The organism is Providencia sp. PROV003 (genome assembly GCF_045040775.1).
GTDB classification, from domain to species: Bacteria; Pseudomonadota; Gammaproteobacteria; order Enterobacterales; family Enterobacteriaceae; genus Providencia; species Providencia huashanensis.
Genome location: NZ_CP096369.1, coordinates 3,755,153 through 3,778,079, shown reverse-complemented (window position 1 = coordinate 3,778,079; position 22,927 = coordinate 3,755,153). Strand labels below are relative to the sequence as shown.

The 22,927-nt window shown below is 42.2% G+C and carries 19 protein-coding genes, 1 tRNA gene and 1 pseudogene; 4 read left to right on the top strand and 17 right to left on the bottom strand.

Features of this window, described 5'->3' with window-relative positions:
* Positions 1-19: 19 nt before the first annotated feature.
* Entirely contained in the window at positions 20-478 is a 459-nt protein-coding gene (locus tag M1F14_RS17495; RefSeq protein ID WP_042846434.1) for a methylglyoxal synthase, read from the bottom strand.
* 113 nt (positions 479-591) lie between these two features.
* On the opposite strand from M1F14_RS17495, the gene M1F14_RS17490 reads away from it, so the two are divergent.
* The gene (locus M1F14_RS17490) at positions 592-1,005 is read left to right on the top strand and encodes a CoA-binding protein (RefSeq protein ID WP_129466706.1); all 414 of its coding nucleotides are present in this window, start codon (positions 592-594) and stop codon (positions 1,003-1,005) included.
* A gap of 70 nt (positions 1,006-1,075) precedes the next feature.
* On the opposite strand, the gene hspQ is transcribed toward M1F14_RS17490, so the two are convergent.
* Positions 1,076-1,396, bottom strand: a complete 321-nt coding sequence (gene hspQ, locus M1F14_RS17485) for a heat shock protein HspQ (protein WP_173424817.1) — start codon at positions 1,394-1,396, stop codon at positions 1,076-1,078.
* A 218-nt stretch (positions 1,397-1,614) separates the two neighbouring features.
* Here hspQ and M1F14_RS17480 point away from each other — a divergent pair, with 218 nt between their 5' ends.
* Positions 1,615-1,893, top strand: coding sequence for an acylphosphatase (locus M1F14_RS17480; protein ID WP_173424816.1), 279 nt, complete (start codon positions 1,615-1,617; stop codon positions 1,891-1,893).
* Between the two features lie 7 nt (positions 1,894-1,900).
* Here M1F14_RS17480 and M1F14_RS17475 read toward each other — a convergent pair whose 3' ends face one another.
* The gene (locus M1F14_RS17475; RefSeq protein ID WP_181469326.1) at positions 1,901-2,230 is read right to left on the bottom strand and encodes a TusE/DsrC/DsvC family sulfur relay protein; all 330 of its coding nucleotides are present in this window, start codon (positions 2,228-2,230) and stop codon (positions 1,901-1,903) included.
* A gap of 183 nt (positions 2,231-2,413) precedes the next feature.
* On the opposite strand from M1F14_RS17475, the gene M1F14_RS17470 reads away from it, so the two are divergent.
* Both M1F14_RS17470 and M1F14_RS17465 read left to right on the top strand, forming a co-directional pair.
* Positions 2,414-2,501 (top strand) — tRNA-Ser (locus M1F14_RS17470).
* Positions 2,502-2,664: 163 nt separating this feature from the next.
* Positions 2,665-2,967 (top strand): annotated as a pseudogene (locus M1F14_RS17465) (Arm DNA-binding domain-containing protein); the annotation flags it as partial.
* A gap of 121 nt (positions 2,968-3,088) precedes the next feature.
* On the opposite strand, the gene M1F14_RS17460 reads toward M1F14_RS17465, so the two are convergent.
* The 14 genes from M1F14_RS17460 to M1F14_RS17395 are packed head-to-tail and all read right to left on the bottom strand — an operon-like array spanning position 3,089 to position 22,922.
* Positions 3,089-4,432 carry a VasL domain-containing protein gene (locus M1F14_RS17460; protein ID WP_181469181.1) on the bottom strand — a complete coding sequence of 448 codons (1,344 nt, stop codon included), beginning with the start codon at positions 4,430-4,432 and terminating at the stop codon, positions 3,089-3,091.
* Between the two features lie 23 nt (positions 4,433-4,455).
* A complete protein-coding gene (gene tssE, locus M1F14_RS17455; RefSeq protein WP_042846429.1) occupies positions 4,456-4,884 on the bottom strand; it encodes a type VI secretion system baseplate subunit TssE in 429 nt (142 codons plus the stop codon).
* Position 4,885: 1 nt separating this feature from the next.
* Positions 4,886-5,425, bottom strand: a complete 540-nt coding sequence (gene tssJ, locus M1F14_RS17450) for a type VI secretion system lipoprotein TssJ (protein WP_042846428.1) — start codon at positions 5,423-5,425, stop codon at positions 4,886-4,888.
* Positions 5,426-5,440: 15 nt separating this feature from the next.
* On the bottom strand, positions 5,441-6,532 hold the full coding sequence (gene tssG, locus M1F14_RS17445) for a type VI secretion system baseplate subunit TssG (protein ID WP_048606625.1): 1,092 nt from the start codon (positions 6,530-6,532) through the stop codon (positions 5,441-5,443).
* On the bottom strand, positions 6,508-8,259 hold the full coding sequence (gene tssF / locus M1F14_RS17440; protein ID WP_042846426.1) for a type VI secretion system baseplate subunit TssF: 1,752 nt from the start codon (positions 8,257-8,259) through the stop codon (positions 6,508-6,510). Before tssF ends, tssG begins: the two co-directional genes overlap by 25 nt.
* 23 nt (positions 8,260-8,282) lie before the next feature.
* Entirely contained in the window at positions 8,283-9,893 is a 1,611-nt protein-coding gene (gene tssA / locus M1F14_RS17435) for a type VI secretion system protein TssA (protein WP_181469182.1), read from the bottom strand.
* Between the two features lie 19 nt (positions 9,894-9,912).
* The gene (locus M1F14_RS17430) at positions 9,913-13,290 is read right to left on the bottom strand and encodes an ImcF-related family protein (RefSeq protein ID WP_181469183.1); all 3,378 of its coding nucleotides are present in this window, start codon (positions 13,288-13,290) and stop codon (positions 9,913-9,915) included.
* Between the two features lie 59 nt (positions 13,291-13,349).
* On the bottom strand, positions 13,350-14,552 hold the full coding sequence (locus M1F14_RS17425; protein ID WP_181469184.1) for a hypothetical protein: 1,203 nt from the start codon (positions 14,550-14,552) through the stop codon (positions 13,350-13,352).
* 4 nt (positions 14,553-14,556) lie between these two features.
* Positions 14,557-14,823, bottom strand: coding sequence for a PAAR domain-containing protein (locus tag M1F14_RS17420; RefSeq protein ID WP_181469327.1), 267 nt, complete (start codon positions 14,821-14,823; stop codon positions 14,557-14,559).
* Positions 14,824-14,859: 36 nt separating this feature from the next.
* Positions 14,860-15,798, bottom strand: a complete 939-nt coding sequence (locus tag M1F14_RS17415; RefSeq protein WP_052219346.1) for a DUF6708 domain-containing protein — start codon at positions 15,796-15,798, stop codon at positions 14,860-14,862.
* Positions 15,799-15,802: 4 nt separating this feature from the next.
* Positions 15,803-18,424: a T6SS effector BTH_I2691 family protein gene (locus tag M1F14_RS17410; protein WP_181469185.1), complete on the bottom strand. Its 2,622-nt coding sequence runs from the start codon at positions 18,422-18,424 to the stop codon at positions 15,803-15,805.
* Between the two features lie 55 nt (positions 18,425-18,479).
* A complete protein-coding gene (locus tag M1F14_RS17405) occupies positions 18,480-19,427 on the bottom strand; it encodes a DUF6708 domain-containing protein (RefSeq protein WP_042849144.1) in 948 nt (315 codons plus the stop codon).
* Positions 19,428-19,431: 4 nt separating this feature from the next.
* On the bottom strand, positions 19,432-22,056 hold the full coding sequence (locus M1F14_RS17400; protein WP_181469186.1) for a T6SS effector BTH_I2691 family protein: 2,625 nt from the start codon (positions 22,054-22,056) through the stop codon (positions 19,432-19,434).
* Positions 22,053-22,922 carry a DUF4123 domain-containing protein gene (locus tag M1F14_RS17395; protein WP_181469187.1) on the bottom strand — a complete coding sequence of 290 codons (870 nt, stop codon included), beginning with the start codon at positions 22,920-22,922 and terminating at the stop codon, positions 22,053-22,055. The genes M1F14_RS17400 and M1F14_RS17395 overlap by 4 nt, the downstream gene beginning before the upstream one ends.
* Positions 22,923-22,927: the final 5 nt, after the last annotated feature.

Here is a 22,927-nt window from a genome sequence, read left to right as displayed (position 1 = left end):
TGCGAACATGCCCAGTAAACTAGTTAGTGCGTTTTGTTAGGTAGTTTTGGTAGTCAGGGATCACGATTTCTATATTGTCATCAAAATAAGGTGATGTGATTAAAAAATCAGCGGTTGCTGGGTTGGTGGCTACGGGAATATTCCATACGGTAGCTAAACGTAATAATGCTTTAACATCAGGATCATGCGGTACAGCATTAAGTGGGTCCCAGAAAAAAATCAATAGGTCGATTTTTTTTTCCGCAATCATCGCGCCAATTTGTTGGTCTCCGCCCATTGGGCCACTCATCATACTGGTGACGGGTAACCCTGTATGTTGGCTAATTAATGAACCAGTAGTCCCTGTGGCATATAATTTATGCGCTTTAAGTCGCTCATTATTCTTTTTTGTCCAAGATAATAACGAGGGTTTGCAGTGGTCATGGGCAACCAAGGCGATATTTTTTGATGCAGCAATTTTACGGGTTGTTGATTCCATGAGGTTCCCTTAAATAAGATGTGAGATAGGCATCTTTAAAACTGTGTGAGCAAAGAAGTACAACATATACCATAATGCTAATGAATAGTTTACTGATTTTAGGAGATATTTTGATGAGAGATCAAGAAATTGCTGAAATTTTAAAGAGTGTCAATACCATCGCTTTAGTTGGGGCTAGTGATAAAGCCAATAGGCCAAGTTATGAAGTCATGGAATATCTCTTACATCAAGGTTATACCGTTATTCCTGTTAGCCCTAAATTGGCTGGCCAACAGTTATTAGGTCAGTTAGTGTATGAAAAACTTAGTGATATACCTCAACCCATTGATATGGTTGATGTGTTCCGTAATGCAGAAGCCGCTGTTGGTGTCGCTAAAGAAGCAGTGCAAGTTAAAGCGAAAGTATTATGGTTGCAACAAGGGGTTATTAGCGAAGAAGCTAAAAGTATTGCGTTGCAGGCAGGGTTACAATTTGTTATGGATAAATGCCCAAAACAGGAAATACCCGCTTTAGGGCTTGAAAAGTAGCCTTTCATTGATGATAAAAGTAAAGCAGCATGTGAGCTGCTTTACGGAGCGTTCATGAATGATAAAGCCGTTAGTTACGCAGACGTGGCGCTAATAACTGAGACCTTATTGATTCTGCCAGTTCATCCATAGAAGGTTGTTCTGGGTGGTCATCAGCAGTCTCGTAAGTGATTTGAGCTTCAGCCAAATAGGTATGAACAGCATCCCCGTTGTCATCTTCCATTACAACATGATACCAAGGCAGATCGCGTAGTGTGCTGTTTGCGGCAATATCATCATCATGTGGTTGTTCGAGCGAATATTCAGCATCTACATCAACAACGACACCTAGGTAGCCGAGAAGCTTGTGCCTGACTTGTTGCCCGATTCCATATTTACTGGTGATCATCATAGCGACCTCCTAAAAGCCTTGCTTGTACTTCAATTTATATATGGGCAGTGTTGTGCGTTTTCAAGCGAAGTATGGACAATTATCAATAACGCAATACACTGTCTTTATACGCAACTATGAAAAGCAGTGCCTCATTTAGCAGATTATCTGTTCAATGAATAAAAAACAACTGCTAAAAAAAGGTATCTATATATTATGCTCTGACAATGGAGGCTTATATGACTGCATCAGGTCGCAATTTTTACATTTATGGGCGTGTTCAAGGCGTTGGGTTTCGTTATCAAACCTATCATTGGGCTAACCAAAATGGCATAAAAGGTTTTGTGTGTAATCGAGATGACGGCAGTGTTAGGCTGGCCATTTATGGTTCAGAGCAAGATATTGAATTTGTAGATGAATGGCTTAAAGCTGGTGGGCCTCCGGGGGCTAATATCGACCATTTCTTTACTGAAAGTTGGCAAACTGAGCCAATAGCGGACTTTTCCGTCCGCTATTAGGAAGAAATTAAATGCACTTTACTGGCTTTGGTAGGCCTGCGAGTTTTGTCGCTTGCTTTGCGGGCCCTTTAGGAAATAACTGATATAAATAGCGGCTATTGCCTTTTTCTTCGCCAAATTGCTGAGAAACCGCTTTCACCAACATACGAATGGCTGGTGAGGTATTGAATTCCAAGTAGAAATTTCTCACAAAACGGATAATTTCTAAATGCTCATTGGTGAGTTCAATGCCTTCCTGCTGCGCAAGTAGAGGGATGAGGTCTTCACTCCATTGTTGGCTATCAAGCAGGTAGCCCTGCGGGTCTGTTTTAATTTCTTGATTGTTAAAAACCAACATACTCATTTTTAATCCAAATAAAATTAGAGTATGAATTTAACAAAAATAGAGAAATAACCCAAGTAAAGTCGTTAGAATGTTGATATTTTCGCCCAACAGTATGAAATGCGTATATTTTTAAAGCGAATGATTAAATTAGGGGTTTACATCCAATCAGAGGATGTTTATAGTGCTCGTCATTGCGGAGGGGTGGCCGAGCGGCTGAAGGCAGCGGTCTTGAAAACCGCCGATGGGCAACCATCCGAGAGTTCGAATCTCTCCTCCTCCGCCATCTTCACTTCTAGCAACGTCTCCCAATCCCAAGTAAATCAAGCATTCCAGCGAAATCTCACTCTATCGAAGCCTACTATCATCTTTCTAAATCCTTACAATTTGTTGCCTAGTTTTTGTATAGAAATTCCCTCTACAATTTTCCTATACAATATTGGTGATTTATAAAGCTAACAGATATGGCAATCAAGCGTGCCAAGCTAAAAGAAAAAACCGACACGCTGGCGGACGGTAACGGGCTATCTTTGTTAGTTGAAACTAACGGTTCCAAAGGCTGGCGTTATCGCTATCAATTCGCTGGAAAAACCAAAATGATATCGTTAGGTATTTATCCTGTTGTCACTCTCAATGAAGCAAGAGCGAAAAGAGATGAGGCACGAAAACAGGTTGCCAATGGTATTAATCCAAGTGAAGCCAGAAAAGCAGAGAAAGCGGGCGCAATTAACCAAACTGAAACATATTTTAAAACATGTCTTTCTTTATCCATCCCTTATTTAAAGCTCAAACCATGCCACTTACTTTCAAAAAGTCAATGTAATCCCTTTCTTTTTTCTTTAACTAAGAGCGAGAATTTCGGGGCTGGTGGTGTTATTTATTTTGTTGAATCAATGCATATCGATTCAGTAGTTGCTTAAAGTGGGTATCGATACGTTGATATTCTGATTCAGGTACGGTGCCTTGCGCCTGTAATTGCTCTAGTTGGCGTAGTTCTTCCTCAAGTGGCATACCTTGATTAAAATGTTGACGTGCATTAAAAATAATCGTTTTTAGCTCAGAGCCTGTTATATAGCTGCGGGGTTTCCCATCAAGGCTATCTAAGCGCGTACTTAGGTTATTTAATAACGTCATACCTTCAGACCATTGTTGTAGTTTATCGTTAGATGACGCATTAATTTGCATATTTTGCTGCCATTTATCGTTAAACGCTGTTATTTCTTGTCGTTCCCCATAATGTTTGGTGAGGTAATTCGCCATACTAATCCCATATTGCTGAGCCCAAATAGGGGATATAGACTCTAATTCCACAAGGTAGTTATCAATCACATTGAGTTTTTCAGCAGAAATACGGCTAGATTGAGTTGGGTTCGGTTGTAATTGCTGCTCAATTATTGCTGCAATATTTGGTGTAAATTCAGGTAATTGTGGGAGTACCTGTGCTAAAGCATGATTATTGATTTGTGGGTGTAATGCATACAAGGTTCCTGCACATATCGCTCCTGTGAGTACAATACCTAAAGCTAGGCCGACACAAATGCCTTTGCGGTAAGAAGGTTGAGTAGGTGCTGGAGTGCTGATGGTGGCATTGGCTTTGATGGAAATTGGGGGGACTGCAGTACGAGCTTGAAATGTCGATGGCGAAGTTTTCGGAAGTTGCGGTGGTGTAGGCGGAATAAAACCGCTATCTGGAGCATCTGTACTCTCTAATTGCCTTGCCTGAGATGCAAGTAAATTTTGTAAGCGCTCTAGCTGAGTCAGGTGTTTGAGCTCTAATGTTTGTAACTGTTGTGCAATTTGACTAAGCTTGGTTTCAGTTTGGTAAAGGGCAGGAAGATCGGCATAAATGGGAGCATGTGCACGTAATCCTGTCACCAATTGTTGGCTTAATGTGGCGATAATTTCGACGCGAGCATGGGTCTGTTGGGGCCAAAGCCCTTGCCAGTGGTGACTGAGTAAATGCTGGAGCAACGATAACCCTTCATTTAATCCCGCTATGCCATTTTGATGCTGGCGGATCAGGGTAAACCATGCACAAGTTTGTAGGTCTGCACCATTTCGATTAAATAAGGATAAACATAAGCCATGGGCTCGAGCCCAGTCAACATCAGGGCGTGCAGGGTGGAAGCGTTTGTTTAATTCGTCTTTAAGGGCTGCAAAATCAGCCAGTGTGCGAGGGTCGCCGCCAAGGCGTAATGTATTTAAATCTGGGTTCATAATTGTCTCAAGCAATTGTCGGTTTAAATCGTATCGAATTGTTTTTTTAGATGATGCAATAAAATGCGACCATCAGGCATAAATTCAGTGCCATAGCGGATCAAACCTTGTTCGTGTAATTCAACCTCAAGGGCATAATGGAGTGTCCCAAAGCTATTTTGCGGTAATAACACTAAAGAGAGAGATTTGATGCGGGGCTCATACTTGAGCAATGTTGCCGATAAAATGGTCATCATATTGTGAGCAGTGCCGGGGAGACCTTGGATCATTTTACTCATATCGGGAAGCCCATAATCCGGAATATGTTCGATGCTCCCCGCTCTGGCGCTGAGAATACGGCGAATATTGTCCATGACGGAAACTATCACTTGGTCATGTTCTGGAATATCATCAATATTTAATCCTCCAGCAAAATACCCCGTCAACATTTCATATAACGAAGGCTGGGACATGTTATTTTTCTCCCAGTGGTTTTAGTGTCATAGCGTTATCCGTGAGAGTTAATAAACGTGGGTCATCAGGTAATAAGCGTTTTTTGGGGATCACCACACGCCAATTATCGGTGATAAGGTCTGGGTCGTGAAACATCACGGCGATAGCAACAAATTCAGCCCCTTCTTCGAGAGGCATATCAAGCGAAATTGATTCTCCTGGGCGAATTCGTAGGTCTTTTTGTGCGACTAACGAGGATTTGAGTACTTGGCTATCTTTAGCGAAAAGAGTGGCATAGTCGCTTTCTACAAAGCTTTCAAAGTTTTTTAGTTGGTAAACACGGATAATTGTTGATAACGATGCGCCAGTATCATCGGTATTTAATGCTTCACGTGCGACAAAATCTAAGTGTACGACTTTCACTTGTTTATAAAAGATGGAGCTTGCAACATTGCGAGTACCATCACCGACCATCTGAGTAAGGCCACAGCCCGATAGATTTAGTGCGCAGAGGAGCACTAACGTTTTGCCACAAAATGGTAATAAAGGTAGTTGTTTCATAAATGATTCTCAAAATTAAAATCGATAATTAGCATAATGTTGGGGAGACGTATTCTGTGATGACGTCGTTAATCGTTGGTAACGCCCTAAATTTAACGTGATAATATGTTCTTGGCGCACAGTTTGTGGGCTGAGTGTTCCCATTGCTGCGGTACGACCCAATTGAACACCTTGATGTGATTGGGTGCTTAACGCTGCATTGGGTAGTAACTTTCTTGGTAACTTTAAGTTAAGGCGAGCATTGACGCGTGATCCGAGATAAACATGCAATAGCGCCATTAAATCTTGATACAGCAACCCATCAGGCAACCAGTTCCGAGCTTCTTCAAGGTTATTGGTTTGTAAGATAATCAAAATTTGGCTATTAACATCGGTGGCGTACTGACCTAATACGGGTTTGTTGGCTAATGTCATCGGTGTTCTGCAGGATAACCCTGTTTGAGTGACTTGCTCGATGCGTCTTGGGTCATGGGACTTGATTTTAACTTGCGTATCAGGCGCCAGTAATTTGACTAAAGATATAACCCCTTCGGCGGTACGAGTCGGAAAACGTAGCGTACCTAGTAATGCGAGAAATCGGGATAACGGCGCTTGTATATGTTGCGCCGTGCCAGGTATACCTAAGCCAATTAATCCATATAAATATTGTGACGTTTCGTCTTTCCCCCCTGCTGAAAATGTTGCGGGGTAAGAGTATTTTCGCCAAATACGATAAAACTGCGTCGTCAGTCGGTGGTTAAAAATATCTAAAAAATCGGTAAGAGACTCGGTTCCTTCTCGTCGCTGTGCAATATCATCAAGGTAGGTTGTCGGTAGTGGAGAAGTGACACCATATAACCCTAAAAAAGTAGTTCGAATGCTAGGGGTTGTGCTATCACGGTATCTATCGTCAATATCCAACCCTTTAATTTCGGTGACGGGAAAGCCCATTCCACGGTGGGGGCGAAAACGAATAGCGTCTGTTTTGGGGTCTTGGGTACTACCGAGCGGCGGGCTCTGTGCATTACTTTGTTCTAGCAGCTGGCAAAACCGATAGAAGTTTACCAGCGGAAGACGCTCCCCAAGCGCATCAAAAAGCGGATTTACTGAGGATGATTTTCGGTCCATGTAAGGCTATTTCCTGTCGGTAAAATATGTAAAGTCAATTGGTTAAACAGATGTACATCGGTATAGAGGGCAAAAAAACGGTTGAGCATTTCGCCAAATAGATGAATGTCGCCCTCACCGTTAAAGCCGTGGCTATCGAGGGTAATGTCGATGGCAATACCTCGCTGTAAAAAGCCTTTTTCAAAGCGTTCGATAAGGTGTTGCTCAACGTGGATCATGGCATCGAGTTTGCGGCTGTTCAGGTCATCTTCCCGCCAGTCATAAAGTGCTAGCGTTCCTCGTAATACCTCTACGTTATCCATCATATTCAGGAAGCTGGCACCAAGGTGGCTGAGTACGCGCCAATGAAATCTATCTTCAGCAGGAGGGTAGCAAGGTAGCGTAGGTTTGCATAAGTTACGAACCCGTAATTGTGTCTGCAAGGTCTCTTCAGTTCTGTCCAGCAATGTACTTTGTAACGCTTTGCGAGGGAGCTGCCCGTTAGTCCCGGTTAATTGTAGAGATAGCGTTTCACTTTCAAGAGATGCGGTTGGTTGCTCGTGCTCTCCCCCTAAAATTAGCCATGTATCATGTAGGCCGCTGACACCACGTTTAATTCGTGTGTGATAGTAATGTTCAGGGGCATTGTGGCGGAGCATTCCGCCTCGGTGGCGAAAACTACTGAATGGCACATAGTGAATTTGTTCATCGCGTCGCGTACCATGAACTGTATCGACCGCATAAATTTCGGTGTGTCCATCTTGTAAGCGTCGAGGGCGCAGTAAATATTCACTTTCTAATCCATTAACAGTAAGTGGGTCAGCTTCAATGTTGAATAAGTTGATCACTGGGACACTGTGTAGTTTTAGGTTATCAGTAGTTAATGGAATATCGCTGTCCCAGAGCGTATCAAGCACAATTTCTAGCTCAAAATGACTTAATCCTTCGGGTAATTGAATCTCATCAAGTCCGTTTAAGTTGACGAAGAAAAACTTTTCACGAAAAGAAAAATACTCCAGTAATAGTTGGTAGCCGCTGAAGGTGCTATCTCCTTTAGGCCACAGTTGGTCTTCTTCAGCAAATCCACCAGGGGAAAACCAAAGTGGTAAACGAATACGGTCAGGGGACGATGGCAGCCGAATATAGGTGGCTGCAACTTGCTTAGTCAGCGCTAAATGTAGTGCATAGGTAGTTGGAACATCACCAGCCAGATAAAAGGAGAGAGCATTAAGTGAGATTTGTTTCCAGTCAGCAAGCTTCGCACAATCGAACTGTAAGCGAATTACGGAACGGCCATCAGGCTCTGTGGTTAAATTAACCGTTGATAGCACAATGGGGTTGAGTGTTAAGTCTCGAGTTGTGCGATAGCGGCAGACGGTCTTTTTAGGTCCAATAGGGCGTGAAAGTACTTCAAAGTTAGCGGGGATCACTGATGAGATTTTCATATCATGAATATCCGGCGCGAGTTCAACCACAGAAAGTGAGGGAATGGTTTGTAGGTAATGAGGCCAAAGTAGGCTGACTAATCCTTCTGTTAACTCGGGTAAATCATCATCAATTTTTTGGCGCAATTGCCCCATGGAGAAGGCAAAACCTTCAAAAAGCCGTTCTACAAAAGGGTCAGGAATGCCCGCTTTGTCTAAATCTAATAATGCTGCTCGATCGGGGTGAGCTTGAGCGAACTCTTTGGCTGCCTCACGCAGATATCGCATCTCCGCATCATAATAGCGAAGGGTTAAATCATCCATTAGTATGGTTCTCGTTGATTAATTTAGGGATAGAGCACTAACGCTCGCACAGGGTCTAATCGAGTTAGCTGAGCCAGTAACTCAGACATTTGATGGTGCAGTTCAGTTTTGTCTGGCGTATTACGCTGCGTTTTACCTCGTAACAATTGCAACTGGCGGGCTTTAACTTCAAACAGCGAATGAGGTTCCCAATCCGCGAGGCGCATCTGTTCAGCACTACGGTCTAATTCACGAAGTAAATTCAGTGCCAAATCATGACGAGCAAATTGTTCAGCCACTCTTGCCATCACTAATTGCAGTAACCATTTTTGACGGGAAGTTTGGATATTCGGGCGTGACATTAGCCATGCTAATGCGGCTTCAACGCCTTCGGTGTCAGCTTGAGTTAACGCTTCTTGTTCTAACGCGAATATTGAGTCGTTATCATCGTCACTTGCGCCTTGAACAGGCATGTGATTGAGAGACTGAATATTCTCTTCCAGAATATGCTGTTTGATCCACGCTAAGGTGACTTCATCTGCGAAAGGTGTGCCATCTTCCCAAGCGAGATTTTCTAAACCCGGTAAGCGAAGTAAGAACTGCTTTAAATCAGAGGCAATCACTTCTGCCCAGCCATCCCATGGCGCAGGGGATTTACTCAATGCTTGGTGCAAGTACCATTGCACATCTAACCAAAAATGGTTAACCCCTTCTGCAAACAATCGATCTGCTTGTTCAGTGAGTTCGAGCCAATTTTGTTGCAGATATAAACGTTTTAGCTGGGCTTTGGCATCTGAGCGTGGTGGGGCTAATCGAGTACAACCTTGCTGATTTTGTGGGGGAGCTTGGTGTAGCGTATCCCAACGTACGGATTTCATCAGCCGATGACCCGATAACCAACCATTAGGCTGATTACGCAGATAATTGGCGAGCACTTTGGCTTGGTCAAGTAATTCTCGACCAGACTGAATAGGGGCGATAGGACTGATACCGGTTGATGTTTGCTTCGTTGATATACTTTCTGTTGATTTAATATTTTGTGGAACAACACTATTCGCACCGCCAGATTGCGCAAGTCGATTTTCTAGTGCGCGTAGTAGTGGTGCAAGATTAGGGCGGTTTGCCTCATCCCATGTACTAAACTCATCCACAATCGAACTCAGTAGCGCCACAATACGTGCAAATTCGTTGCTATCAACTTCAGGATAAAGGGATAAACTGTCGATAACTCGCTGACCTGCCAACCATTCAATGGCTGATTTTCGGCTATTTGGGCGATTTGGTAGTAGGTCATCGTGGTAACGATGGAGTAATCCTGCCAGTAATCCTAATCCATCAGCTAAGCCCGTTTCACCTTCTCGATGTAAACGCGCCCAAACATAGTAAGTGATCACGCGTGCGTCTTTACATACATGAGTTAAGAGATTTTCGGCGAGCGTACAGATTAACTCCGTATCTGAGCCTGATAACTTGTTGACTTCTTCTTTCATTCGTTCGAAGTCATCGTCATAGCTGGGGTCTTCCCCAACCGGATTTTCAGCCGTAATTGGCAATAGCCAGCGTTCCCATAACACGACTTGCTGTTCTACTAATTGATTAGCAGCAAGCGGGGTTCCGGTAAAACAGGCTGTGCGTAAGGCAGTTAATAAAGGCATAGGTGATGTCCTATTGGGTCTAATCCAAGAAGATTTTTTCAGGTAGCACAAAGTTGCGTAGTTTTAACAGCGCCAGTGGGCCTTGGCCCATTTCGGTGCGCAGCTGGTAGTTGAGTGTATTGCCATCGGAGGTGGTCCACGACACGGTATAGCTACTGGTGCTTCCTGCATAAGGGGTAACTTGAGCCGCTTCAAGTAAGCGGATTAACCCCCAAACACCACGATGATCTCGATAGAGGCGGGTGCCGGTGGAGGTGGTCATCCAAGTCAATGAGGCGCCTGAAGCGATAGTGTCGGCAGGCCACACAAAACGTTGCCACTCAGGGAATTGGTTATCGTAAGTGAGATTTTGCTTATCGACCACCAGTACCGTCTGCATCACCTGTTTACTGGTTCCCGGGCGCATTTCGAAGTACAGGCGAGCCTCTCCATTGGCGAAGGCCACATCGCCCAGCTCACTTAAGGTATTCATCGCCTGAATAAACTCAGGGTTAAAGCGTAATCCTTGCGCATTAGCACTATTCGGTACCCAGTGATGACCTTCTTTGCGTAAAACCCCTTGCAGACGGGTTTCTAGGAAACGTTGAATACGTCCGTTATCAGGGCGAAGATACTGCGCCATCAGAGGCAAAGAAATATCACTTTGCGTGTCTTTCAAGGGGTAGCGTCCGCCAAAGGCGTTGTTCCATTCATTGACAATGGCATTTTGCCATTCGCTATTGATCCCCTGAGCGGTTGGGGTGAGCAATTGTTGCCACGCCTGCGTCATCGGCTCCACTAACAGTGCATCGCCAAAAGGTTGCCACTCTTGCCCAAAACTGGCGGCAATTAAACTGCCCATGTCACGTGTTTGGGCAAAATCGACATTTTTACCGTCTAAAATACTTTGGGCGAAGGTTTGGGACATGGCTTGCGGGTCGGGGGCATTGACCACTTGCTGAAGTTTTAAGCGCACACGAGTAATACGGGTTAAATAGGCTTGTAAACTCAGGTTATCGCCAGTTTGTGAGGCGGCTTGAGGGTCAACAAAGTTCAGGACAGGGCCAAAAGTGTCTTCCAATGGTCCCGTAAAATCGGCTTTTTGGCTAATCACGGGTTTTTGTTCTTTGTTGAGCAGTTCTTTCGCCGAGTTAACAAACGAGTCGGCCAGTTTTTCTGCCTGACGCCCGGTTTTCCCTTGGTAGGCGAGGGTATTTAGCAGTGCAATGACGGGGGACTGGCGCACATCGCTCATTAAGGATAATTGGTCGATAGTATCGGATAAGCTTTCAGTATGGCGCCATTGCAGGCTATTGAGGAAGTTTAACCAGCTATTAGCAAAGTCAGCAAAATAGCGTTCAGTAAGCTGCTGCTTGAGCGCATCAGGCGAAATATCTTGGCTAAGTTCATGCTGGCTATCACTCAATACCCAGTCAATTTCATGACGGCGCGATTCAACCACTTTTTTGATGGCGGGTTGGATCGATTCTTCCCACGCTTTGCGGGTAAAAATACCCGGTACAAACTCTTCTGTCGTCAATAAAAAGTGGGCATCGGTATCGCCCGTCATATCATCTAAGGTCATATCGGGGAACTGATGTTGCGCTTGTCGTAACACTTCTTGATACAGTGTGGCACTTTCGCTGCGTTGGCCAATTTGCCGCGTGAGTAAGGTACGGCTTTGATTAATCAGGTTATTGTTGGCGTTTAATTGCCATTCAGGGTGCGTCGGTAGCTGTTGGGCATAGAACATGAGCAACTCTTTGCCGAGAGTGTGCCATTCGCCTTCGTTCATTCCTTGCGGGACAGGAAGGGCAGTCAGAACGTGATTGGTGAAAAAAGCAGGCTCCATACGCTCTGGCGTACTCATCATGAGGTAAGTTTTTAAATCTTGATACGCACTTTGGGTGGCTTGGCGGCGTTCATCACTATTTGGCGATAATTGTGCATAAGCTTGTAACCGTTGCTCAAGTTGCTGACGGAGATTATCTTGCAGAGGAGGGAGTACCGTTTGTTGATACAGCGGCCATAAATGGGCTAATAATGGCTGATTGCTATTCAAGCCAAAATGCAGCCAAACAGGGACGGAGCTCTGTTCGCGATGCGTTAACAGCCCCAGAGTTTGCTGAAAGTCGTATTGGGCTTGAAGGCGTTCCGTTTCCGGTAATTGGTGGTTAGCGGCGACACTCGCACTTTGGTAGCTGTCTTCGATGAGTTGGCGATTGGCGAAGTAAGAGACAATCATGCCTGCGCCCCACAAGGTCATGGCGGTGGCTGCGCCGTATTGAACGAGACGTTTTTTATCAAAGCCTAAAGCGGCCGGCTGTAAACCGGATGCCAGTTCAGATTGCAGGTTTAACCAGCTTTGCCAGCGGGTATCGGGGTGCCAACTATTTGGCAAACGTTGCTGATTTAACGGATTGATAGACGGGCTAAATGCGATACCGGAAAAAGGCAGCGTACGTGATGGGGTATTGAGTGGCGCTAATGCGGTCGCGAGTTGTTGGCTGCCACCGTTTTGTAAAAATTGGGCTAAAGCAAGCAGATAGGTGTGTTTCTGTTCGCGCAGTAACGCTTGGGTTCCGTTGATCACAAGTGCGGGGATCAGGCTTAATAAGCTAGGCGATAGCGCCTCGGCAGGCATATTTTGCTCAGTCATGCAGAGGATAGCGGGCGTTTCAACCGCACTGAGGGAGGGTTGGTCACTGACACTCCATACCCAAACAGGCGCACGCCAGCCGAGTTCTTGAAAGAGGTTTTGGATTGCACGCCCTGCATTGTGGGCAGTGGCCGCATTCAGGTTGGTAAAGTGAATGTTGCTGTCTAAAAGCTGGGATGAAATGCTGTTTTCCGTCACCCAAATCACACCATCGAGCGGACGACGTCGGCGCAGGTGTTTGAGGGTTTCTAGTCGCTCTGAATCGATAGAACTCCCGATATCGCCACCGTAGATAAGCAGGGTGCCATCACATTCTTGCCAGATTTCTTGCGTCAGGCTAGGAGCAAGTTTTTCGACGGCGGAGTGGGAGCCGAGGAGGAGCTGGATAGAGACCTTGGAATGCCAGAAAGTGCCGTATTGGGATTTTAGGGTGTTTTGGATTTCTAGTAGTAATACATTTTCCGTATCATTATGATTTTTAATGATGTTATTTATTTTTTCTTTTGTTCCACTATAAGCATGTTTACCTATCCAGCGACTAACAGTAAAAACAACAATAGAAGCCAAGCCAATAAAACCAGTAACCCATACGAGGGTATTCAAAGCATTATATTGTTTTTCCGAATTAGGCTGAATTTCTAATATTTCTGGTGATAAATAAAGAATGAAGCCAAGGGTTATAGCTATGCTGAATAACACTAATAGAATAACCCATGGTTTTTCTAAATTTTTTAGTATGGAGAGTAAATAAGATTTCATATCGTGGCTCCAGATACGATGAAAATAAAGTAATTAATGTGTTTCAATGTAATGAAGCATTAAATTCCGATTGGCGGGGTAACTGTCCAAACAAATATTTCATTATTTTGATGTGTAATCGCAAGTTGGGCGGCTTCGGTTTTTATTAAACATGAAGTGCTAATGTAAAGGTTAACCCAAGGGGCGGCATGCTGAGTACAGCCAATAATATTATCAATACTATATAAAGGAATTTTCCCTCCGCTTTCGGTAAATAGAACTTCTGTTCTAGTATTATCCAGATTGCTGATTGAAAAAGCATTAATAAAAATAGACTTTACTTTGGTTAGCCCGATATTCCCCCAAAGGAGAGCATTATCAATAGATTTACTTAACTCCAGCGTATTGTGCTTATGCTGGGGTATAGATTCAGGTCGGTGAATAAAAGCGATATATTTGTTAAGCGTTTTTTTAGGCGATGATAATAAATGAGCTACACTAACCTCTGTATATTTATCAATAGGTTGTTTAATCAGATGAATGTTTATAGTGAGTAGGTATTCAAAATCATCAATTTTATCTAACCAGTTATCTACAATGCTAATTGGGATATGTTCTTTATAATTAATACTGAATGGCCTTTCGAGTAATTGAGAAATTTCTTGATTAATTTGTTTAGTATCATTTTCATTTAGAATGATACTTTCACCAATCGAAACTAAAATATTTAATGATACATTGTTAGATATACATTTGATTGCGGTTAGCATTGATGGCTCACTAATTAACGTTTTAATTCTATTGATAACTCTTTCTACATCTGATGTGTTGCTATCAATGAACTGAGCACAATAACTTGCTTTACCGTTGATTAGGTTAGGAGGCAAAAGAGATGTTTTACTGGTAATTATTTGTGTTGATAAATCTTTGCAGTTTGTTATGTGAGGAAGAATCATGGCTTGTGCTAAAAGTGTAACTTTTCTTTGGCCTATCGATATTCTTTTATCTTTGTCTATTTGTCTTTGTGTATCCCATCCATCAGCTGCCCATTTATTAAAAAGAAAAAATATGTATCTAACAGAATATAAACCTAGCCAAATTATGATGGTGAAAATGAGTAAATTAAACTCTGGTATTTTTTCTATTAACGACTGGGAAACTAAAAATCGATGTGAAATATAAATAACTACTAATAGTAAAACAAAAAAAATGCTCCATCGTTTAATTGATGGGAAATCTTGACGTTTTGCTTTTGGCGGTAGTGATAATAAATCAACAGGCATCAGTTTAGAGGCTCGCTTTGGCATTAGGAAGAGAGGATATCAAGGTGCAGCCACAGCTACATTTATGACCATCAAATGCAACAGGGATCCCATTATCGGTAAAGGTGGGATGCCCCTGCACAATGATGGCATTACTGTGCCCTTTTTTAGGACAATCAACGGGGTCACCTAAGCGTGCAACGCCAATACCCTTAAATATCATGTGGGAGGAACCCGAGACGACGCGCCCTCCACCTGTTGTTTTATCGCCAATTCTAATGATACCTTTCATCATGTATTCTCCATTTTATTGAAATCATCACCATGGTTAAAAAAAAGTTCTCCACAGGTTTTTGGGGTTAGTGGTGGCATCTAAGCGATAGGGGTCATCGTCTTCCACACGGCATTGTGCTTGAATCTCCTCCGACCAAACGGGGCGCCGACTGGTTAAAATCGCCACATAACGCGGGAGACTGAATAAAAACGCCAACGGAGCAAGAAAGGGGAGTAAGACAATGGGCGCCCCATTGTAGATGGTCATTAAATAAAAAAAGGTAAACCTATAACTTTCTTTTTTTTCTGCTATTGGCAGGCAAAAAGAGATACGCGATGTCAATCCTTCCGGTCCTTCTTCCATGTATCGCCGCACAAATTCCCAATGGGCTTTTAAGGCTGGAATATTGTTATGGGAGGCGGGTAAACAAAAGGTATCCACAATGGTCACACCATCGTCGGCAAGGACATGCCCGCTAATATAGCAATCACTGCCATACATTGCAGCCGAGGTAAAAAAAACATCCTCCCACCGCGCACTAAACACCGAACCATCATGACGATGCGCATGGACAAGTTGGTTTTTACGATCAAATCGGATGGGGTAATGGGTCCAAGCAAACCACTCTTTTTTTAAGAGGAATAACATCCATAGGCATATAGGTAAAAATAGAACAAAAACAAAAGCAAAAAAGAAAAAATCATCAAAAGAAACTCCATTTTCACGAGTAAATGAAATAAAAATAGTTCCTATTAATGCAATATTACTAAGAAGAAAAAAAGAAAAAGTAATGAAACTGAGATACCCTTTTGATGAATAGTATTTATCCACCATTTCTAAATAGTGTGAGTTCATTTCAATCACTTTTAAATCTGGCATTAATTGATCAGTCTCAAAATTCAGTCGTACTTTTTGATTTAATTGTGTAGCGCGTTCACGCTCATTCAATGGGCGATTGAGTTTAAATTGGGGAAATAATCCGTAAATATCCATATTCTTATCCTATTGCGCGTTCAAAGGCATCCATTTCCATAGCCATGGTTGGGTAAATTTCGGGCCATTCACTTTGAGGAATATGTGCGGGCACTTTCCGCCACAGGCATTGCTCTAACCATTTTTGGATCTTATTTTGTCCTTCGATGGCAATGTAAATTGCCGCCCCAATCATGATGAGCACAGCTAACAAGGTTAATACCGCAAATGCAGCAAAAAACTTAGAAAAAATAATAACAGTTAGCCATATTCCTGACGCCGCAGATAAACCATAAGCAATAGCTAGTCCTTTATTTCTTTTGTTTATTTCATCTAACATATGACTAATATCAAATGCAACAGAGATGACTCCAGCAACAACACCAGTACCTTTTCCTATGCCGATAAACAGATTTTTGTACGCCGTAGAGTTTCTAAACAGTGTTTTTACCGCCCAACTTTCAAACGATGCAAAACGTTTCATTCCTTCTTCAACTAGTCCAAACGACGCACTGACAACCCCTGCAACCCCAGCATAAAATCGACTGTGCGCTTCAAACACCTCTTCCGGTAAGGTTTTCTTATTTTCCAAATCCGCCGAGTGGAACAGCGCGACGCTTTGAAGAATGCCTGACACTATTCCTGCTCCAATGACCATCCCGGATTTTCCTTTTCCGGATGTCATGCTGGTGCGCATCCGCGCAATGCTGGCAGACTCTGTTTCTGAATGTAATTGTAACAACTGACTGAGGGCTTTTTCTTGTTCTTTAGGGGTAAGTAATTTAATTCGGTCTAATTCACTGGTATCAATGTCAATCCAATATTTTAATATTCGATTTTGCTTCATCGGTAATCCAGCGACCTTCAATCGTTTGAGTTTGTTGTACACATGCTTTCTGATTTCATTCTCATTCAAATCATGGTTATGATCACTGAGTCTAACCAACGTATTCACGACATCTTTAACAAAATGGCGATACGAGCCTGCTTTACGCACAGGGATAATGGCTTTATTACTGAAAGCCCCGAGCGCTGCCACAAAGCCATACATTTTTTCTGAACTCATGGCTTTATCGACCGTGTTCATGACCACGGTGGCAAGATTACCGAGATACACCGCCATGATATTTTGAGAGGTAATTTGGTGGGGTTCTATTAAATTAGCGAACGCATCCGCTAATCCTGCCCAATTGAGTGACAGCATATCCACAGAGGATTGGGTTGCCTCGTCTATTTTTTTGATTAAGGCATCTTGGTTGAAAACCAATGCTCGCCCTAAAATATTGGTGGGGTCAGACAAACTTTTTAACAGTGAGCTTGAGAAATAATCCAAACTGCCTTTTTTGTCCGACATTTTAATAATGCAATAGCTTACCGTGGCAGTATAGGCAATCCCACTGATCAAATCCCGCGTATCAAAATGTTGCTGAAAATAATGCATTAATGTTGGTGACTGAAACCAATCCAAGTAGAACTGCGTTCGAGAACTAACTACACGGGTATTGTATTCTTCTAAAATGCTCTGAAAACGAAGATTGAATGCATCATAGGCCTCAGTATTATAATACTGCTCATATTCAGCCCAATGCGCCTGCGTTTTTGCCATTATCATGGCTCGGCGGTTTTGGATAAACGCGCTGTCCAATTCATCCTCTTCCAACTCGACAGTGATATCGCCATCGGGATAGGTATCAATACTTTTAATGTATGCGGCTTCACGTAATGTGGTGGTGATATAATTTTCTTGAAATTGGTCTCTGATGCTGTTTTTGACACCTGAAATCGCACCCAGTAGCATGATTTGTCGCTTAATATCGGGGCGCTGATAGACATACTTATCCAACTCATATTCAATCAGTGTAGGCAAGTCCTTCAAAATCCCCGTTGGGTCTTGCAAGACAAGAAGCGCCCCGTTGGGATGAAGATCTTGATGTGCCGTCGTTTCGACCTGTTGGCCGGTTGCAATGGGGCTGAACTTCGACGTGATGGGGTACACCAAGGACTTAAGCCCTTCAAGAAGATCGAGTTGCGCGATAAGCGCTGACCACTTCCACATTTGGCTTTTTTTGACGTGCTGAGAGTAATCCGCCACGATTTGTTCCAACTGCGATAATGGCAGGGTCTGTGCAGCGGATTGCGTATTGAGCCATGCATCCATGTCAAAGGGCTGCATGTACTGCTCCCGGTGGTGTTTATCTTCAAATTGTTTACGAATGGTCTCAGTCCATTTCACTTCCGACCAAGCAAACCAAAAGAGTCCATTTTTCATTCCGTCAGGCATCACCGGTAAAGTGACGAGGGAGGCTTTAGCTAACTCTTCAGGTTGGTCAATGCAGGGTTTGATTTTACCAGATGCGATCTCATCGGGCACATCGCCATTTTCAGGGAGGGGGTAGTAAAAACCGCTCTCGGTGACAAAGTAATTAATCCACCCCTTGCCAAATTCATCCCAAATATTGAGGTACCCCGAACGCATTAGCCGTAAGGTGTAGGCGGTTTCCCCTTGTGGGGGAACGGACACGTGAATGTTATTGGGTAACAGGGGCAAGATGTCGTGTTGCGACATAATAGCAGGGCGCACAGGTAAAATTGGGAGGCCTTTACGGGTACAAAATTTACAGCCTTGGCGTTTGTTCATTTGGCTCATAAATGCATCTCTATATTTAAAATAGTACTATTTTGTTTTTTATCTCTGATGAACGTTAAAAAAAGGTTCGCCACAAACTTTTGGGATTGGTGGTGGCATCTAAGCGATAGGGGTCATCTTTATCGACAGGAGATTGAGCTTGGATGGATTTAGGCCAAACAGGGCGGCGGCTGGTAAGAATGCCAATATATCTGGGTATACTAAAGATGAATGCCAACGGTATAAATAAAGGAAAAAGTAGAATTGGGGCTCCTTTATATAAAGACATTAAATAAAAAAAAGTAAAAGAATAGCTCTCTTTTCTTTTGTCAATCGGTAAACAAAAATCAATTTGTTGAATAAGATCTTGAGGTCCTTCTTCCATGTATCGACGAACAAATTCCCAGTGAGATATCACAGCATGTAATTTTGAATGGGATAAAGGCAGGCAGAATGTATCAATAATAGTGATACCATCATCCGCGAGAATATGACCGCTAATGTAATAATCATTTCGAATAGATTTTTGGTAATTTAATCCGGTTGTAAAAAAAATATCTTGCCATGGCACAGTGAACACTGAACCATCAGTTCTATGAACATGAACCAATTGGTTTTTACGATCAAATCTAATGGGATAGTGTGTCCAAGCAAACCATTCGGTGCAGAGTAAGAACACCATAAATCCACCTAGAGGAATAGATATTATACTTATACCTATAATGAAAAAAATTTTACTAGATGAATATTCATTAAGCAAAATAGTTGATATTGCTACCCAAAAAAGAAAACCCCAAATTAATATAGTGCTTATTGAAGTTAAAAAACTCATATAACCACGACCTGAGTAAAATTTATCAACCAACTCTAAATAATGTGAATTAATTTGAATCACAGTCAGGTCAGGTATCACTTCTTCGTGAGTTAACTCAAGTCGTATATTTTGGTCAAGGTGTCCTTCAAGTTCTTTGTTGGTAAGAGGACGGTTAAGCTTAAACTTGGGGTGTAATCCATAAATATCCATGATGTTATCCTAGCCCTAAAGCGCGTTGCAATTCATCCAGCTCCATATCCATGGTTGGATATATATCAGGTAATGTATTTTTTGAATTTTCTGAAGGTTCAACGCGCCATAAGCATCGTTCTAACCATTTTTGGATATTATCCTGTCCTTCTATGGCAATATAAATTGCAGTACCTATTGCGGCAATAACTGCAAATAAGGTGATAACTAAACCTACAGGCCCTAATGTGGCAGCAAAAATAACATAAATAAGCCATATATCAGCAGAAAATGAAACAAAATAAGCAAAGGATAACCCATAGTGGCCTTCCCCTTTTTGGAATTCATCTATCATGTGATAAGCATCAAAAGCAACGGCAACCATTCCCCCAACAAGGCCAAATCCTTTTTTAGCGATATTCGAAAAGGCCTCAACACCTTTTAGCCCTTTAAATGCGGATGTGTTTACCGCATCATGTTGTTGTAAAAAAGCTTGCACACCGGTTTCAATAACGCCAAATGATCCGGATACTATACCTGCAACCCCGCCATAAAATCGGCCATTTTCTTCTAATTGTTCATCACTAAGTGTTTTTTTATTCCCAAAGTCAGCAGTCGTTAAAACGGCCGCTGATTGTAAAATAATTGACAATATTCCTCCGCCCATTAACGTGATGCTCTTACCTGTCCCGCTTGTTACTTGAGTTTGCCATTTTTCTAGGTTATGAACTTTGGCTTCTGGGCTAGATAACATTAGCTTAGAGAATTCCTTTGCTTTTTCTTCCTTGGATAATTTATTGATATTTTCAACCTGTTTCGGGTCTGCGTCGATAAAAAAAGCTAATGCTCGTTTTTCATAATCAGGAAAACCCAGATTTTTTCGACGCTCTATTATTTTTTTGACTTCTCTTTCAACGCTATCTTGATTAGGTTTCATTCGATTGTCATTTAGCGACATCAATACTTTCACAATCGCCTTTACGAAATGTCTTTCCTCTGCATATTGGGATATGGGTATTAATGCTCGGTTTTGGAAAATACCCAACGCAACAATAAAATCAAAGGTTTTTTTTGACGACAGGGTTTTATTGATGCTTCCTGTAATAGCCGCAGAAATATTGGCAAGGTAGAGTCCAATGACGGACTGTGTTGCTGGATTCGATTTTTCGATTATTTCATTAACAGCATCAATGAGTCCATTCCATGGTAACGAAATATAATCTGGGGATTGGTTTGTCGCTGCATTAATTTTCGTTATTAATTTTTCATTATTAATAGCGAGTGCACGTCCTAAAATATTGCTTGTATTTGTTAAAGGTTGGAATAAGGATTCATTGAAAAAATCTAGTGTGCCTTTCTTATTTAGCATATTAGTAATGCAATAATTTATGGTTGAAGTATATGCAAGGCAACTGATTAAATCATCAGGATCAAAATTATTGGTAAAATAATGAGTTAGGGTGGATGCTTTAAACCAATTAAGATAAAACTCTGTACGTGGTGAAATAACTCGGGAATCATATTCTTTTAGAATGCTATTGAATTTATTTTTAAAAGCTTCAAGCTTATTTGTGTCATAGTACTTTTGATAATCAGCCCAAAATTCTTGTGTTTTATTATCAAGCTGATCTTCACGTAATTCACTATACCATGTTCTTGGCGCAGGCTTATTTAAAGTGAAAAGCAATGTTCTTGGATCATTTTGTATATATTTTTCACCTAGCTGAGTGTTAGTATTATAGCTTAGTTTAAATTGCCTTTTCATTCCCTTTTCTAAACTGCTAATTGATGCATAGAGCATCACTTCACGCTTAATATCAGGGCGCTGATAGACATCCCTGTTGAGTTCGAATTCTATTAATGTTGATATATCACTTAAAATTCCCGTCGGGTCTTGTAAAACAAGGATCGCTCCATTGGGATGAAGGTCTTGATGTGCCGTCGTTTCGACCTGTTGGCTGGTTGCAATGGGGCTGAACTTCGACGTGATGGGGTACACCAAGGACTTAAGCCCTTCAAGAAGATCGAGTTGCGCGATAAGCGCTGACCACTTCCACATTTGGCTTTTTCTGGCATGTTGATGGTATTCTGCCACCGTATACTCAAGTTGTTCTAAGGGTAACGATTGGTCAGCTTGTTGGCTCTTGAGCCACGAGTCCATGTCAAAGGGCTGCATGTACTGCTCCCGGTGGTGTTTATCTTCAAACTGTTCACGAATGGTCTCGGTCCATTTCACTTCCGACCAAGCAAACCAAAAGAGTCCGTTTTTCATTCCGTCGGGCATCACCGGTAAGGTGACGAGAGAGGCTTTAGCTAATTCTTCAGGTTGGTCAATACAGGGTTTGATTTTCCCTGAGATTACATTGTCAGGTACATCCCCATCAGGTGGTAAGGGGTAATAAAATCCCCCCTCAGTAATATAGTAATTAATCCATTCATTGCCGATTTCATCCCAAATGTTTAAGTAGCCAGAGCGCAATAATCGTAAGGTATACGCTGTTTCCCCTTGGGCTTCAACGGGAACGTGTATGCTTTGTGGCATGACAGGGAGAATATCCTGTTGAGACATGATGGCTGGGCGAGCAAGTAAGATGGGCAATCCCTGTCGAATACAGAAATTGCACCCTTGCGATTGATTTTGTTCGGTCATCGTAAGAGTCCTTTAGAAAAAGCCAATATGGGAGTGTGGGATTTAATTTCTTGCCAATGAGAGTCATGCCAGCCGGATGTTATGCGGCGGTAATAGTTGGGGTTGTGGGCTGAGATTTTTAATAACGCTTGAACATCATGATGTAGCCAAAAAGCACATTGCAAAGAACAGCCTTGTTTGACAAAAGTCATAATATCTTCGTTTGTGTTTAGACCATATTCAGTAGCTCTTAATAACAATGAATCAATCTGTTGACTAAGGATATTCCTTTCGTCTAAAGAGACGAACGGTGAATACTTGCTCAGAATTTGATTAATAAGACCGATACGGTGTAATTGGGCTAGTGGCAAATCAATAGGGGTATTTTTATGATAATTGATTTTTTCTGAAAAATTTAATGTATGCCATTGTTTATCTAGCCAAAATGTCCATGAAAGAACCACTTGAGTTTTTAAATAAATTTGTAATTGCCAAGGGGTGAGCATCCATGATAATTGAAATAACACGCGTGGATCGTAGTAGCGTAGCAGATAATTTTGGTGTTTTTCATCGCTAATTAATAGGGCATTAGCTAATTCATTACATAAGGATTCAGCGGATAATAGACTCTCTAAAAACAAACATACTTTTGGTGCCGATGAATCGACAGACTGCTGTTTTATTTCTGTCAGCAGCATTTGCCAGTCAGATGCGGGCAATTCATGTAGTGATATTAAAGCAGGGTACAAATGTGCTTGTGGTTTAAGGTGTGCAGAGACCATATCTAATGAGGGAAAACGTTCAACTAATTCGCTGGCGAACGCTTTGTCAACGATGGCAAATTGATGTTCACCAAGCGCTTTGGGGTGAGATAAATAATATTCCATATAAA